Origin of the sequence: Mesorhizobium sp. LNHC221B00, from assembly GCF_000502935.1 — a bacterium.
Lineage (GTDB): Bacteria > Pseudomonadota > Alphaproteobacteria > Rhizobiales > Rhizobiaceae > Mesorhizobium > Mesorhizobium opportunistum.
Window position 1 is genome coordinate 161091 of sequence record NZ_AYWR01000007.1, and the last position, 14089, is coordinate 175179.

The window sequence follows — 14089 nt, forward strand, 5'->3', positions numbered from 1 at the left end:
GCGACACTGCTCTAGATCGTAGAGGGGACGACCTCCATGCAGCTTATCGAGTTCCTTGCGCCGCATTTTCAATTTGTTTCCGATCCAACGGCCTGGGTCGCGTTGTTGACGCTGGTTGTGCTCGAGATCGTGCTCGGCATCGACAATCTGATCTTTATCTCGATCCTGACCAACAAGCTGCCGGAGGCGCAACGCGCCCGTGCCCGACGGCTCGGCATCTCGGCGGCGCTGATCATGCGGCTGGTGCTGCTCGCCACCATCTCGATCATCGTCCAGCTGACGACGCCGGTGTTCACGGCGTTTGGGCACGGCTTTTCCTGGCGCGACCTGATCCTGATCGCCGGCGGCCTGTTCCTGGTGTGGAAGGCAACCAAGGAAATCCACCACACGGTCGATCCCGACGACCACAAGGACTCGATGATGGGCGAGACGCTGCAGATCAGCCTTGCCGGCGCGATCTTCCAGATCCTGCTGCTCGACCTCGTCTTCTCGATAGATTCGATCATCACCGCAGTCGGCATGACCGACGAGATAGCCATCATGTACATCGCGGTGATCGTCGCCGTCAGCGTCATGATGCTTGCGGCCGGGCCGCTGGCGGACTTCATCGCCAAGAACCCGAGCATCGTCATGCTGGCACTGGGCTTCCTGCTGATGATCGGCATGACGCTGATCGCCGACGGCATGGGCTATCACGTGCCCAAGGGCTATATCTACGCGGCGATGGGTTTTTCGGCGCTGGTCGAGGGCCTCAACATGCTGGCGCGGCGACGCAAGAAGGCGAAATCCGGCGACCGGCACTGAGGCGGCACTTGCCGGACGCCTAACTGGATATCTTACGAAATTGTACGTACATTACTGTAAATCGACGGTGCTGTTTTGCAGTTCGAATGGGACTTTGAAAAAGCTAGGCGCAACCTTGCCAAGCACGGCATCGCGTTCGATCTGGCCCAAAAGTGTTCGATGATCCGCTTCATCTCATAGTGCCTGACCGCTTTGAAGATGGCGAACAACGGTGGCATGCGATCGGGGCGATCGGAGCCGTAGTGGTCATGCTGGTTGTCCACACGTATCCTGATCGCGAAGATGAAGAACGGATTAGGATTGTTGGCGCCCGGAAAGCGAAACCGCATGAAAGGAGGCGCTATGAGCAAGAAGAACCTTAGTCGGGGTCAGCGCGATCAACTCGCCAAGCTGGCTGACTTGCCTGACAGCGAGATTGATACTTCCGATATCCCGGAGGTTCCGGCGGAGAATTGGGTTCATGCTCGCCGCGGACATCTTTACCGACCACTCAAACAGCCGGTGACCATCAGACTCGATGCTGATGTGCTATCTTGGTTCAAGGAACATGTCGGGAGCGGCGGTTATCAAACCGAAATCAATCGCGTGCTCCGCCATCATGTGATCGAACAGGAACGGCGTAGAACCTAAGTTGGTTCACTCCCCGGCACGCCCTTTGGGTGACGGTCGCCGATCAGGCCCAATGTCAGGCCTTGCTCCAGCCAGGCCTTGGCGCCGGCCAGGACGAGCGTGAAGCCGCCGGTCGAGCCGACGGCTTCCTTCACCTGCTCGTCGCCATTGCCGGCAAAGCCGAAATTGCGGACCTCGACAAAGGTCGCATCAGGCATTTCGGTGAAGGTCCAGACCACCGTGGTCGGCGGATCGCTCCATTGCATGACGATCTTCTCGTTCTTGACGATCTCGCTGACATTGACCGTCGTCGAGACGCCATACATGCGCCATTCCCAGCGAACCTCTTTGCCGCTGTCCAGCCGGCTGCTGCCGTCAGTGAACCAGAATTTGGTGGTGATGGCCGGATCGACGATGGCCTCGAACACCTCGGCGACGGGCCGCCGGATCAGCATGCCTGCTTCGGCGGTTGGTGTTTCGCGGATTTCCATGGTGGCCTCCTTCGAAAGGTCGTTCATCGCACGAAAGGTCGTTCATCGCACCGCGACCGGCGTTTACGCGGTTCCAGACAGCAAACGCCAAGCGCCATCCCGGAGTTGCCTCACCCCCAAGTTGCCTCAGGCCAGATTTATCTGCCAGGAGACGCCGAACCTGTCGTTCAGCCAGGCGAAGCGGCGGCTGAAGCCGTAATTGTCAGGCGGCATCAGGAACACGCCGTCCTTTGCCAGGATCTCGACAATGCGGTTCAGCTCCTCTTCGGAGGAACAGTCCACGTAGAGCGAGACCGAGGGTGTGAAGGTGAAGGCGTGATGCACGGGGCTGTTGAAGGCCATGACCTCCAGGCCGGCGATGGACACGCGCGCCAGCTTGACCACGCCTTCCGGGCCATCCTCGCCGGCGCCGTAGCGCGTGACGTCAAGGACCTCGCTGTCGGGAATGGTCTCGCAATAAAGGGTCATGGCCTCTTCGGCCTTGCCCTCGAACATCAGGAATGGCGTTACTTTCGTCATCGCGGGGCTCCGTCCTGATTAAGATCAGACATTGGTCTCGTTGGCGGGTTCGCCCTTCATCTCGCTGCGGTAATAGCCGTCGCGCAAATTGATGCCATATTCGACATAGGCCTTCATGCAGGCCAGCATCTGCGACCAGCCCTCGCAGTTGAGGTAGGATTTCTTCAGCCCGACCGCGCCCTCCTGCCAGCCGCTTTCGGCGATGGTGACGAAGGTGCCGCCATCGTCCAGCGGCTCGAAGTTCATCTCGATACGGGTCTTGTAGGCGGGCTTGCCGTCGGCGTCGGTGGCATCCCAGCGCAGCACGATGCGGCTGTCCTTGACCACTTCGTCGACCTCGACCGGCACCTTGCCCCACCAGACGACGCCCGCGCCGACTTCAAGCGGTGCGCTAGCGCCGCCGATGGTGGTGAAATAGCCGCTCAGCTTCTTCGGATTGACGACGGCGTCGAAGACTTCGGCGACGGGCTTGCCGATGCGTCCGGAAACCTTGAATCCAAGAGACATATCCACAACTCCTTCCTTGCTTGACCCGAGGATATGTTATAGAAACATAACATGTCAAGCCGATCGCAAGACGACAATGTTTTCAAGGCGCTGGCGCATCCGCGCCGGCGCGAAATGCTGGACCAGCTGAAGGAAGAGCCGAAGACCACGGGGATGCTGTGCGATGCCTTTCCCGACATCGACCGCTGCACCGTCATGCTGCATCTCAAGGTGCTGGAGGAGGCCGAGCTGATCGTGGCGCGCCGCGAGGGACGCGAGCGCTGGAACCATCTCAACGCGCTGCCGATCAAGCAGATCCACGATCGCTGGATCAGCCAGTATGCCGGCCACGCGCTCAGCATCATCGACCGGCTGAAATCCGATCTCGAGGCGTGAGCCGCGCTGTCTCTCCCGTTGCGAACGCGGCGCGGCTGGACGAATTGAGCCGATTTATCTATAAGCCGGCCATTCCGACAGAGAACGCCGTGCTTCCGCGAGTTGCACCCGGGACGCTCTGAAATTTTGAATTCGAGCATTTTGCAAAAGCGAGGTGAGCCACCTCGTCGCAGCATGCTCTAGCCGAACACGACAGGGGTGCCATGGCTGGCCATTCACAGTTCAAGAACATCATGCACCGCAAGGGCCGTCAGGACGCGGTGCGGTCGAAAATGTTTTCCAAGCTGGCGCGCGAAATCACCGTTGCCGCCAAGAGCGGAACGCCCGATCCTTCGATGAACCCGCGCCTGCGCCTGGCGATCCAGAACGCCAAGGCGGTGTCGATGCCGAAGGACAACATCCAGCGCGCCATCAACAAGGCCTCGATGGGCGATGCCGAAAACTACGAAGCCGTACGTTACGAGGGCTATGGTCCCGGTGGCGTCGCCGTCATCGTCGAGGCCCTGACCGACAATCGCAACCGCTCGGCCTCCAACGTGCGCGCCGCCTTCACCAAGGCCGGCGGGGCGATGGGCGAAACCGGATCGGTGTCGTTCATGTGGGATCGTGCCGGCGAGATCTACTATCCGGTGTCGGCCGGCAGTGCCGACAAGGTCATGGACGCGGCGATCGAAGCCGGCGCCGACGATGTGGAGTCGGACGAGGAAGGCCATACGATCTATTGTGCCTTCGAGAACCTCGGCGAGGTGTCGAAGGCACTGGAAGCCTCGCTCGGCGAAGCGGAATCGGTCAAGCTGATCTGGAAGCCGCAGAACACCGTTCCGGTCGACGAAGAGCGCGCACAGTCGCTGATGAAGCTGGTCGCCACGCTCGAGGATGACGACGACGTCCAGAGCGTCTACGCCAACTTCGAAGTCGATGAGGCGACGCTGGCCAAGCTCAGCGCGGCATGAGCGCAGCTCAACCCGGCGTGGACGAAAAGCGGCTGCCCGGCATCCGCATCACCTATTGCACGCAGTGCCAATGGCTGCTGCGCGCCGGCTGGATGGCGCAGGAGCTGCTCTCCACCTTCGGCACGGATCTCGGTGAAGTGACGCTGGTGCCCGGCACCGGCGGCATCTTCACCATCTCCTGCAACGAGGTGCTGGTCTGGGACCGCAAGCGCGACGGCGGCTTTCCGGATGCGGCCAAACTGAAGCAGCTGGTGCGCGACGTCATCGACCCGGATCGCGACCTCGGTCATGCCGATCGGAAAACAAAGGCGTAGAGGTCGCCAGCGCTGCCGTCATTTTCCTCGCCATGCACCGAAGGCGGCGCCAATCGCGATGCCCATGGCAATGCCCACCGGAAAGTCGTCAAGGGCGGTGCCGATCGCGGCGCCGATACCAACTCCGATTGCCATGCCGAAGGCCATAGTCGAATATTGATCCTTCAAAACGCGTCTCCCGACGATCGTCCTGAACTTTTCAGGCGCTGGAAATGACTCCTGCCGTCAACGCGCGGCGAACCAGAGAGATGCCATAGCGGCTATTGCCGTGATGGCGCGGACATGGTTCCACATCACCCATTCATCAAGGTAGCGGGACCACAGCATTGCGCCTTCGCTGCTGGCCGGGTCGACGGCCGCCAATGCATCGTTGAGCGGCACGTTGAAGACCATGGTCACGATCGGGTTGCCGACGAGATAGATCAGCGCGCCGGCGAGAAGCCAGAACGAGCCCGGCTGGCTCCAACCGATGATGGCGCCGGCGATAAGCACAAGGCAGATCAGTCCGGTCCCGAAAAGTGCGGTCATGAAAGCCGGGGTGATGACGGTGACGTTGATCGAGTTCATCGCGGCGATGCCGCTCGCCGCAGGCAGGCGGGCGAGCGCTGGCATGACGAAGTTGGAAAAGGCAAAGAACACGCCGCCGACGACGCCGGAGCCGATTGCGGCGAAGAAGATCAAGGTGGGGAGAGATTTCGCGATCATGTCGGTTGCTCCAGAAAATATGAATAATCCTCACATTTGCAAAACGTGATAAACCCTCGTATTTTTCGAGTCAAGCCATTGCCTGGCCATTTTGTTGAAATCGGAGCCATCATGGAGGACACCGCAGCGCCTGTTTCGCCGCAGGAACAGCTTGCGTCGCCACGGCGCGCGCCAACCCAGCAGCGCAGCCGCGAGCGGGTCGAGCGCATGCTGGCCGCCGCCTCGGCGCTGATCGCCGAGCAGGGCAGCGATGCCATGCGCATGGGCGAGGTGGCGGAACGGGCAGGGGTTTCGATCGGCTCGCTCTACCAGTTCTTTCCCGACAAGCGGGCGATCATCTGGGCGCTGGCCGAGCGCTACACTGCCGAGAGCCAGGCCTGCATTTCAGCGGCGCTCAAGGATGTCCGTGATGCAGAAGGCCTGCGGCGGGCTTTCTCGGAATTGGTCGACATCTACTACCGGCTGTTCCTGGCTGAGCCGGTGATGCGTGACATCTGGTCGGGCACGCAGGCCGACAAGGCGCTGCGCCAGCTGGAACTCGCCGACAGCCGGGCCAATGCTGAATTCCTTTTGGCGGTGCTGAAGCGATTGCGTCCGCGAGCCGATCCGGTGGCGCTGGAGACCATCGCGTTTCTGGTGTGGCAGATGGGCGAAGCCGCGATGCGGCTGGCGATCTCGGTCGAGCGGCAGGAGGGCGACAGGCTGGTCGCCGCCTACAAGCGCATGGCGCTGCGGGAATTGACCGGAGACTGAGTGGCCCTGCGCATGTTCATCTTCCTCCCTCCGGCAAAGATGTGGCCGGCAAGGACGCGGTCGGCAAGGATGTGACCAACATCGCACCGCCCGACGGCTGGTGCTCAAGCCGCCAGGCCTTCGGGCTCAGGCCGGTGATGCGCAGGAACTCGCGGTTGAAGTTCGATTTGCTGAGGAAACCGGCGTCGAACATAATGCGGGTGATCGGTTCGTCCGTCGTCGCCAGCAGGCGGCGGGCCTCGTCGATCCTCTGGTTGTTGACATATTGCGACACGGTCGATCCGTGAATGCGATTGATCGCCGACGACACTTGCCTTGCCGGCAGGCCGAGCCGCCTGGCGATGCGCCCAAGGTTGAGATCGACATCCTTGTAAAGTGCCTTCGACTGCATCAGCGCGTCGACCGCCGCCGCGACCGCGGAGTCTTCGCTGGTTATCCGCGGCGCGGTTTGCCCCCGAGGCTCATCCTCTTCTTCCTCGTCTTCGTCCGGTGCGGCGGTTTCGCTGGCGACCGCGGCAGCACCGCCGAGAAGCAACAGCGCCAGCACGTTGCCGCCGGCAATCACCGCGCCGGAATGAGATCCGCCGGTCCATTGCATGTCGAAACTGATGATGATGTCGGTGACCGGTGACGCGAGGATCGCCAGCGCCGTCACCCACAGCGACCGGTAGGACCGCGAGACGCCGTCGAGGCGCGATTCGACAAGGACATCCGGGCCGGCCAGTGCAAGCCAGAGAAGCGCCAGCCCATACGACAGGAACACCAGGATGATCACTGGGCCGACCGGCTCGCGCCAGAAGATCAGCAGCAAGGCAACCAGGCAGGCCGGCAGCAGATGCGGCCACAGCCGTGCCAGGCGATGCTCCGATCGTTCCTTCGTCAAGCCGCTGAAGGCGATCCAGGCAAGCGGTGCGATCAGCGTCGCCAGCACCGACTGGACCGGCATCATGGCCCTGACATCATAACCCCAGCGGATGCCGATCAGCACCGACTGCAAGGCATAGGCGGCCATCAGTAGCATGAAGGCGATGTGCTCGCGCAGATCGGTCTCCTTTGCGCGGATCATCTGCACAAGCAGGATCACGAGCAGCAGGGCGACGACGAACGGCAGGGGAATGAAGATCATGATCGCAAGCGTGGTCCCAAGGCTGGCAGCGACCGACAATGACCTGGATTGCGTTCACGGTCGTCCCGGATCGCGATCGAGGTCGCGGAAATCGACGTCCCGGGTCATTCCGACAGCGCCACGGTCCAGCCGGGACCGCCACACATGATCGGAGATATCAATGAAATCCGCAATTCTTGGCCTGCTTTCATTCTGCAGCGTCGTGCTTGCGTCACCAGCAAGCGGGGATGCCAGCAAGACCCTTGATCTCGCCGGCGTGAGCGCCGTCGTCATATCGGGCGAAGCCAGTTCCGTCAGGCTCACCACTTCGGCCTCTGCGCCTTACCAGGCGACGATCGGCAGCCGCCGCGAAGGCTGGTTCGCGCGCTGGTATTCGAGCTGGTTCGCCAATGACTGCAGCCTTGCCAGCGACATGAAGCTGGAGGCCTCGACATTGCGTATCGACGTTGCCCCCTCCTCATGGCTGGATCCCTCCGACTGCAGGGTCGAGATCAACGCCAACATTCAGCCCGAGAGTTCGGTGTCGATCGACCAGGCGGCGCTGCAGGCCAACATGTCGGGGGATTTCTCCACGATCGCCATAACCAGCAAGGCGGCCGATATTTCGCTGGATGGGCATGCCTCGACCGTCGACCTCAGAGGCGACGCGCTGAAAACCAATCTCGCCTTCGGCAGCGTCAGGCAGGACGAAAACATCGCCATCACCGGCAAGGCGCTGGATGCCACGCTGTCCTTCGGGCAGGGGGTTGCGATCAGCTATTCGGTCGCCGCGACGGCGTCCTTGGTCGACAGTTCGCTTGTCAGCACCGCCGGCGCCAAACCCTCGGTTGTCATCAAGGGTGACTTTGTTCGTGCCACCATTCGTTGAACAAAAAACCCGCCTCGAAGGCGGGTTTTTGATCTGCGGCAATGCCGACTGGGCTTAGAGGCCGAAACCTTCGAAGCGCTTCTTGAACTTCGACAGGCGGCCGCCGCGGTCGAGCAGGGTCTGCTGGCCGCCGGTCCAGGCCGGGTGGGTGGTCGGGTCGATATCGAGGTTCATCGTATCGCCTTCCTTGCCCCAGGTCGAACGGGTCGTGTACTCGGTACCGTCGGTCATGACGACCTTGATGGTGTGGTAGTCGGGATGAATAGCGCTCTTCATGGTTCGGTTCCTGGCTTGCCGGCGCCACTGACGGGCCAATGGCCTGCGTCGATGCGCCCCTTTTTAAAACTCGAAGCCGCAGCTATTGAGGAGCCACGGCTTCTAAAACGGTCGGCGTGCCTATACATCAGCCGGAATTGAATCACAAGGCCGCGGCGAGCGCATATTGAGGCGCACACACCGAGGCGGCTAGAGGAAACATCGAGATGGCGCAATCCAGCAGCGCAGACGAGCGTCGACGCTCGCTCAAGCCGCTCAGCCGCCTGTTCCCCTATATAACGCATTACCGCACGCTGGTTGTCGGTGCCCTCATCTCGCTGACCATCGCGGCGGCAACGACATTGGCGCTGCCGCTGGCCGTGCGGCGCATGATCGACCATGGTTTCTCCTCAGCCAACACCATCTTCATCGCCGAATATTTCGCCGCCCTTGTGGCAATGGCTGCCGTGCTGGCGGCGGCTTCGGCCGGCCGCTACTATTTCGTCATCACGCTAGGCGAGCGCGTCGTCGCCGATATCAGGCGCGATGTCTTTGCCCATGTGACGACGCTGTCGCCTGCCTTCTTCGACACCGCCCAGTCGGGCGAGATCGTGTCACGGCTCGCCGCCGACACCACGCAGGTCAAATCGGCGGTCGGCGCCACCGCCTCGGTCGCGCTGCGCAACGTCATCCTTGGCCTGGGCGCGGTGGGAATGATGGTCGTCACCAGCCCGAAGCTGTCGGGCCTGGTCATTGCGGCCATTCCCGTCATCGTGCTGCCGCTGGTCGCCTTCGGGCGGTCGGTGCGGCGCAAGTCAAGGCAGGCGCAGGACACGCTGGCCGAGGCCACCGCCTATGCCAGCGAGCAGATCGGCGCGGTGCGCACCTTGCAGGCCTTCACCAATGAGAAGCTGGTCACCGGCCATTTCTCCAGCGCCGTGGAGGCTGCCTTCGAGGCGGCCCGTGCCTCGATCTTCGCGCGCTCCTTCCTCACCTTCTTCGCCATCTTCACCATCTTCTCTTCCGTCGTCGCGGTGCTGTGGTTCGGCTCGCGCGACGTGCTCGAAGGCACGATATCGCCGGGCACGCTCGGCCAGTTCCTGCTCTATTCGGTGTTCGCCGCCGGTGCGCTCGGCGCGCTGTCGGAAGTCTGGGGCGAACTTGCGCAGGCCGCGGGTGCGGCAGAAAGGCTGACCGAGATCCTGGCCGAGGAGCCGGCGATCCAGGCGCCGGCCGATCCGAAGCCGCTGCCGGCGGTCGCCAGGGGAGCGATCGTCTTCGACGACGTCTCCTTCTCCTATCCGGCCAGACCCGACCGCGCCGCCGTCCACGGGCTGAGCTTTCAGGTCATGCCCGGCGAGACGGTGGCGATCGTCGGTCCTTCGGGTGCGGGCAAAAGCACGGTCTTCTCGCTGATCTTGCGCTTCTACGATCCCGAAACCGGCAAGGTGCTGATCGACGGCGTCGACGTGCGTGAGGCCGATCCCGCCTCGGTGCGCGAACGCATCGCGATCGTGCCGCAGGACGTCACCATCTTCGCGGCCACCGCGCGCGACAATATCGGCTTTGGCCGGCCGGGCGCCGGCAAAGCCGAGATCGAGGCGGCGGCGAAGGACGCGCTGGCCGACGAATTCATCCTCAAGCTCGACAAAGGCTATGACAGTCAGGTCGGCGAGCGCGGCGTGACGCTGTCCGGCGGCCAGCGCCAGCGGGTGGCGATCGCCCGCGCCATCCTGCGCGACGCGCCGATCCTGCTGCTCGACGAAGCCACGTCGGCGCTCGACGCCGAAAGCGAGACGCTGGTGCAGACGGCACTCGAACGGCTGATGCAGGGCCGCACCACCATCGTCATCGCCCATAGGCTGGCAACCGTGCTGAAGGCCGACAGGATACTGGTCATGGATGGCGGCTCGATCGTCGAGGAAGGCACGCACCATAGCCTCGTCGCCAAAGGCGGCATCTATGCACGGTTGGCCAAGCTGCAGTTCGAGACCGGCGCCAGCGCCTTCCGGGGCGCGGCGGAGTAGGCATTTTCCGATCCGGCGGGCTGTTGCCGCCGGTCGCCGAAAGCCGGAATGGCGCGATGGCCGGTTTCAGCCGCCGTAGCGCTGCTTCAGGTGGTTGACGAAATACGCGGCGTTGAGCTTTTCGCCGGTGGCGCGCTCGAGCAACTCCGGGGTCGACCAGCGCGATCCTTGCGACCATATCTTCTTGCGGCGCCAGTCGTTGATATCAGCGAAATTCCCTTTCGCCAGATCGTCATCGACCGACGGATGCTCCCGCGTCAGCGCGGCCCATTGCTGCGCCGCCATCATCGCGCCCAGAGTGTAGGAGGGGAAATAACCGAAGGCAGCACTTGGCCAATGCACGTCCTGCATCGGCCCGTCGGCAGGATTATCAATGGTCGAGAGGCCGAGATAGTCGCGCATCCTGGCGTCCCAGGCTTCGGGCAGATCAGCCACCTCCAGCCGGCCCGTGACAAGTTCCTGCTCCAGTTCGTAGCGCAGGATGACATGCAGCGGATAGGTCACCTCGTCGGCGTCGACCCGGATCAGGCCGCGCTCGACATGGTGCACATGCGGCAGGATATCGTCGAGCGACCAGGCTTCGCCGAGATGCTTTTCCACCACTGGCAGAGCCCAGCGCCAGAAGGCGGGATTGCGGCCGATCTGCTTTTCGACGAACAGGCTCTGGCTTTCATGCACGGCCATGCCGCGGGCCTTGCCGAGCGGCCAGTGCGACCATGCCTTGGGCAGGTTCTGTTCGTAGAGCGCGTGCCCGGTCTCATGCAGCACGCCCATCAGCGCCGACAGGAAATCCGATGTCTTGTAACGGGTGGTGATGCGCACGTCGCTCGGCACACCGCCGCAGAAGGGATGGTGCGACACCGAGAGCGAGCCGTGTGTCAGGTCGAAGCCGACCGCCGCCATCATGGCAAGGCCGAGTTCGCGCTGGCGGTCGATCGCGTAAGTGCCCGAAAGCGGCTTCAGAGGATGCTTNTCAGACGTGTGCTCTTCCGATCTGACGCGGTTGCCGGGGTCGTATTGCTCCATCAGCGCGTCATAGGGCGCGAGGCCGAGCACGTCGGAGCGCAGGGCGGCCTCTTCGCGCACCAGCGCCACCACGCCCTCCAGCGCCGGCTGAAAGCCCGCCCAATCATTCTTGGCGCGCAGGTCGCGCCACAGCTGCTCGCAACGCATGCGCGCCGTCGTCTGGCGTTCGACGAATTCGACCGGCAGGCAGGTCAAATTGGTGTATTGCCGCCGCAGTTCGGTGAGTGCGGCGCGCTGCTCGTCGTCGAGCACCTCACCTTCGGCGGCGGCGATCCAGTCGGATATCTCCGGTGCGGTCGCCCTGGTGTGGTACATGCCGGCAAGGGCTGCCATCGCCTCGGCACGCTTTTCGCCACCGCCCACGGCCATGTGGGTCGCTTCATCGGCACCGAGGATGGCCAGTGCATGCTCGAGCGCTTCAAGCTTGTGGCCGAGATCGTCGAGTTTCTGAAAGGACATGGCGGCTTCCGTGATTGAGGACGGCGCGAAAAGACACCAACGCAAAAGCGTTGGCAACCCTCAGAGATCGTCCGGCAGATGCGCCTTGCGCCGACGCCGTCGCGCATGAAATGCTGACGGGCCAAATGAAGGGGGAGCAAATGATCGGCAACATCCTGGTCGGGCTGGTGGCTTTGATCCATGTCTACATCGTCTATCTCGAGATGGTGCTTTGGGACACGCCGCGCGGGCACAAGACATTTCGCCTGACGCCGGAATTCGCCAGCGCCTCGAAGGTGCTCGCCGCCAATCAGGGTCTCTATAACGGATTTCTCGCCGCCGGCCTGATCTGGGGGCTTTACCTCGGCGCGGCCGGTTTCCAGGTCAAGGTCTTCTTCCTGTTGTGCGTGGCCATTGCCGGCCTCTACGGCGCGGCAACGGTCGGCCGCAAGATCCTGTTCATCCAGACCGTGCCGGCTGTGCTCGCCCTGATCGCGGTCTGGCTTGGCTGGTAGGCAAACTCGGCCGATCAGGAAAAAGGGCGCCCGCGGGATTGGGGTCCCGAAGGCGCCAGGTGGTCCTTCCTCTGGGACCTTTCCAGGCGGGATAGCCTCAGCCGTTCGGATAGTTTCCGCCGTCGGAGCCGTCGCCCATCATGAAACCGCTGCCGGTGTCGCCCCTCAGCCGCTGGTCGACATTGTCGAGGCGGCGCAGCAGGTCACGATACTGCGCTGACGGGATCCTGCCGTGATCCGACGCGGCAATCTTCTCGGCGGCCTGGCTGATCTGGTTGGTGCGCATTTCCAAGTGTTCGGCGACCGCCGGGGTGATGTTGTTAGCCTGTCTTGCGTCCACGATGCCCTGACGGACGCCCTGCGCCTGCTCGATGAGAGCCTCGACACGCGGGCGCGCCATTTCGGTCGGTGGGGCGGCGTCGAGCGCGCCCTTGTGATGGCCCGCGGCATAGGCGCCGGCAAGAGGGGCGGCAATCAGTATTGCGGCAAGGGTTGCAGTCTTGAGAGATGCTGAAGAGCGCATGACGCGCCTCCTTTTGCTGGGGAAAAGGGAGCGGCCTTGCCGCCCCGCGTTCCGGACGCGGGCCGTCCGGTTCCGTCGCGTCGCGATGAGAGGCATCGCCGGCGGTTCTCGGCCCTGCGCAGCAAGCTAGGAGCGCTCTGGCGCGAAGTGTAATTAAAAAAAGATAATCTTTTCAGGCCTTGCCGGTCGCGCTTTGCGCCCTAGAGTTGAGCCGGCGAACAAATTCCCGTGACATCGCGTGATGATGGATCAACGTTCGGTGAGCTTGAGTTCAATGCGGCGGTTCTTGTTGCGCGCCTCTTCGGTGTCGGCGGGATCGAGCGGCTGGAACTCACCAAAGCCGGCGGCGACCAGCCGGTTGGCAGGCACGCCGTTCTCGATCAGGAACTTGACCACCGAGGTCGAGCGCGCCGTCGACAGTTCCCAATTGTCGCGATAACGGCCGGTGCCGGACAGCGGCTTGTTGTCGGTGTGGCCATCGACGCGCAGCACCCAGTTGATCTCCGGCGGAATTTCCTTCTGCAGCTCGATGATGGCATCGGCGAGTTTCTTCATCTCGACCTTGCCTGCATCGTTGATCACCTCGGAGCCGGTCGGGAACAGCACTTCCGACTGGAAGACGAAGCGGTCGCCGACGATACGGATGTTCTCGCGATCGGCGAGGATTTCGCGCAGGCGGCCGAAGAAGTCGGAGCGGTAGCGGTTCAGTTCCTGCACGCGCTGGGCCAGCGCGACGTTGAGGCGGCGGCCGAGATCGGCGATCTTGGTGTTGGAATCGCGGTCGCGCGTTTCGGACACGTTGAGGGCGTCCTCGAGCGCGCCGATCTGCTTGCGCAGTGCGGCGATCTGCTGGTTGAGGATTTCGACCTGGCTCAGCGCCTGCTGGCTGATCTGGCGCTGGTTGTCGAGTTCTCCGCCGAGCGCCGCCGCACGTTGGTTGGCGGCGTCGCCGGCGCCGGCGCCTTGCGCCAGCAATTGTTCGAGCCGGCTCTTCTCGGCCTCCGCCGCCGATAGCGACGCCTGCAGATTGGCGAGCGAATCATCCTTGTCCTGTGCTGTCGAGCGCTCCAGCGCCAGAAGCTGGGTCAGTTCGTTGATCTGCGAGTTGAGGCGTGACAGCGCCGTATCCTTGCCGGAGATTTCGCGGCCGAGCAGGAATTGCGCCAGCACGAAGACGGTGAGCAGGAACATGATGGCCAGCAGCAGCGTCGACAGTGCATCGACGAAGCCCGGCCAATAGTCGATGCGGCGATCGGCGCGCCGCGCCCGTGCCAGGGCCAC

Annotated in this window: 20 protein-coding genes; 10 read left to right on the top strand and 10 right to left on the bottom strand. The window is 62.9% G+C overall.

What is annotated here, in order from left to right; genetic code table 11:
* Nucleotides 1–36: 36 nt before the first annotated feature.
* The 3 genes from X741_RS154640 (at nt 37) to X741_RS154635 (ending at nt 1434) form a co-directional block, all read left to right on the top strand.
* Nucleotides 37–804, top strand: coding sequence for a TerC family protein (locus X741_RS154640; protein ID WP_031249992.1), 768 nt, complete (start codon nt 37–39; stop codon nt 802–804).
* Between the two features lie 179 nt (nt 805–983).
* The gene (locus X741_RS1000000170850) at nt 984–1166 is read left to right on the top strand and encodes a BrnT family toxin (RefSeq protein ID WP_245272695.1); all 183 of its coding nucleotides are present in this window, start codon (nt 984–986) and stop codon (nt 1164–1166) included.
* Nucleotides 1147–1434 carry a BrnA antitoxin family protein gene (locus X741_RS154635; RefSeq protein ID WP_023777635.1) on the top strand — a complete coding sequence of 96 codons (288 nt, stop codon included), beginning with the start codon at nt 1147–1149 and terminating at the stop codon, nt 1432–1434. The genes X741_RS1000000170850 and X741_RS154635 overlap by 20 nt, the downstream gene beginning before the upstream one ends.
* Here X741_RS154635 and X741_RS154630 read toward each other — a convergent pair.
* From X741_RS154630 to X741_RS154620, 3 genes are all read right to left on the bottom strand, one after another.
* A complete protein-coding gene (locus tag X741_RS154630) occupies nt 1431–1904 on the bottom strand; it encodes an SRPBCC family protein (RefSeq protein WP_023777636.1) in 474 nt (157 codons plus the stop codon). The genes X741_RS154635 and X741_RS154630 overlap by 4 nt on opposite strands.
* Before the next feature lie 126 nt (nt 1905–2030).
* The gene (locus X741_RS154625; protein WP_023777637.1) at nt 2031–2423 is read right to left on the bottom strand and encodes a VOC family protein; all 393 of its coding nucleotides are present in this window, start codon (nt 2421–2423) and stop codon (nt 2031–2033) included.
* Between the two features lie 24 nt (nt 2424–2447).
* Nucleotides 2448–2930, bottom strand: coding sequence for an SRPBCC domain-containing protein (locus X741_RS154620; protein WP_023777638.1), 483 nt, complete (start codon nt 2928–2930; stop codon nt 2448–2450).
* A gap of 51 nt (nt 2931–2981) precedes the next feature.
* On the opposite strand from X741_RS154620, the gene X741_RS154615 reads away from it, so the two are divergent.
* From X741_RS154615 to X741_RS154605, 3 genes are all read left to right on the top strand, one after another.
* Nucleotides 2982–3305 carry a helix-turn-helix domain-containing protein gene (locus X741_RS154615; RefSeq protein WP_023766111.1) on the top strand — a complete coding sequence of 108 codons (324 nt, stop codon included), beginning with the start codon at nt 2982–2984 and terminating at the stop codon, nt 3303–3305.
* A gap of 203 nt (nt 3306–3508) precedes the next feature.
* A complete protein-coding gene (locus tag X741_RS154610) occupies nt 3509–4258 on the top strand; it encodes a YebC/PmpR family DNA-binding transcriptional regulator (RefSeq protein ID WP_023766112.1) in 750 nt (249 codons plus the stop codon).
* The gene (locus X741_RS154605) at nt 4255–4572 is read left to right on the top strand and encodes a SelT/SelW/SelH family protein (protein ID WP_023777639.1); all 318 of its coding nucleotides are present in this window, start codon (nt 4255–4257) and stop codon (nt 4570–4572) included. Before X741_RS154610 ends, X741_RS154605 begins: the two co-directional genes overlap by 4 nt.
* Nucleotides 4573–4590: 18 nt before the next feature.
* Here X741_RS154605 and X741_RS1000000168230 read toward each other — a convergent pair whose 3' ends face one another.
* Together X741_RS1000000168230 and X741_RS154600 are read right to left on the bottom strand one after the other, a co-directional pair.
* Complete coding sequence (locus X741_RS1000000168230) at nt 4591–4740, bottom strand: hypothetical protein (RefSeq protein ID WP_023777640.1); 150 nt, start codon at nt 4738–4740, stop codon at nt 4591–4593.
* A 57-nt stretch (nt 4741–4797) separates the two neighbouring features.
* Nucleotides 4798–5277, bottom strand: coding sequence for a DUF1772 domain-containing protein (locus tag X741_RS154600; protein WP_023777641.1), 480 nt, complete (start codon nt 5275–5277; stop codon nt 4798–4800).
* Nucleotides 5278–5388: 111 nt separating this feature from the next.
* Between X741_RS154600 and X741_RS154595 the strand changes: the two genes are divergently transcribed.
* Complete coding sequence (locus X741_RS154595; protein ID WP_023777642.1) at nt 5389–6030, top strand: TetR/AcrR family transcriptional regulator; 642 nt, start codon at nt 5389–5391, stop codon at nt 6028–6030.
* A gap of 16 nt (nt 6031–6046) precedes the next feature.
* On the opposite strand, the gene X741_RS154590 is transcribed toward X741_RS154595, so the two are convergent.
* Complete coding sequence (locus tag X741_RS154590) at nt 6047–7156, bottom strand: AraC family transcriptional regulator (RefSeq protein WP_023777643.1); 1110 nt, start codon at nt 7154–7156, stop codon at nt 6047–6049.
* A gap of 160 nt (nt 7157–7316) precedes the next feature.
* Between X741_RS154590 and X741_RS154585 the strand changes: the two genes are divergently transcribed.
* Nucleotides 7317–8024: a hypothetical protein gene (locus X741_RS154585; RefSeq protein WP_023777644.1), complete on the top strand. Its 708-nt coding sequence runs from the start codon at nt 7317–7319 to the stop codon at nt 8022–8024.
* A gap of 54 nt (nt 8025–8078) precedes the next feature.
* Here X741_RS154585 and rpmE read toward each other — a convergent pair whose 3' ends face one another.
* A complete protein-coding gene (gene rpmE / locus X741_RS154580; RefSeq protein ID WP_010912060.1) occupies nt 8079–8300 on the bottom strand; it encodes a 50S ribosomal protein L31 in 222 nt (73 codons plus the stop codon).
* 206 nt (nt 8301–8506) lie between these two features.
* On the opposite strand from rpmE, the gene X741_RS154575 reads away from it, so the two are divergent.
* Nucleotides 8507–10306: an ABC transporter transmembrane domain-containing protein gene (locus X741_RS154575; RefSeq protein WP_023766116.1), complete on the top strand. Its 1800-nt coding sequence runs from the start codon at nt 8507–8509 to the stop codon at nt 10304–10306.
* Nucleotides 10307–10372: 66 nt separating this feature from the next.
* On the opposite strand, the gene X741_RS154570 is transcribed toward X741_RS154575, so the two are convergent.
* Nucleotides 10373–11791 (bottom strand): carboxypeptidase M32, encoded by a 1419-nt coding sequence (locus X741_RS154570; RefSeq protein WP_023777645.1) that lies wholly within the window; start codon nt 11789–11791, stop codon nt 10373–10375.
* Between the two features lie 140 nt (nt 11792–11931).
* Between X741_RS154570 and X741_RS154565 the strand changes: the two genes are divergently transcribed.
* Complete coding sequence (locus X741_RS154565; RefSeq protein ID WP_023766117.1) at nt 11932–12285, top strand: DUF1304 domain-containing protein; 354 nt, start codon at nt 11932–11934, stop codon at nt 12283–12285.
* A 97-nt stretch (nt 12286–12382) separates the two neighbouring features.
* Here the strand turns inward: X741_RS154565 and X741_RS154560 are convergent, their stop codons facing one another.
* Both X741_RS154560 and X741_RS154555 read right to left on the bottom strand, forming a co-directional pair.
* Nucleotides 12383–12808, bottom strand: coding sequence for a hypothetical protein (locus tag X741_RS154560; RefSeq protein ID WP_023766118.1), 426 nt, complete (start codon nt 12806–12808; stop codon nt 12383–12385).
* Nucleotides 12809–13057: 249 nt separating this feature from the next.
* Nucleotides 13058–14089 carry a peptidoglycan -binding protein gene (locus X741_RS154555; RefSeq protein WP_013892515.1) on the bottom strand — a complete coding sequence of 344 codons (1032 nt, stop codon included), beginning with the start codon at nt 14087–14089 and terminating at the stop codon, nt 13058–13060.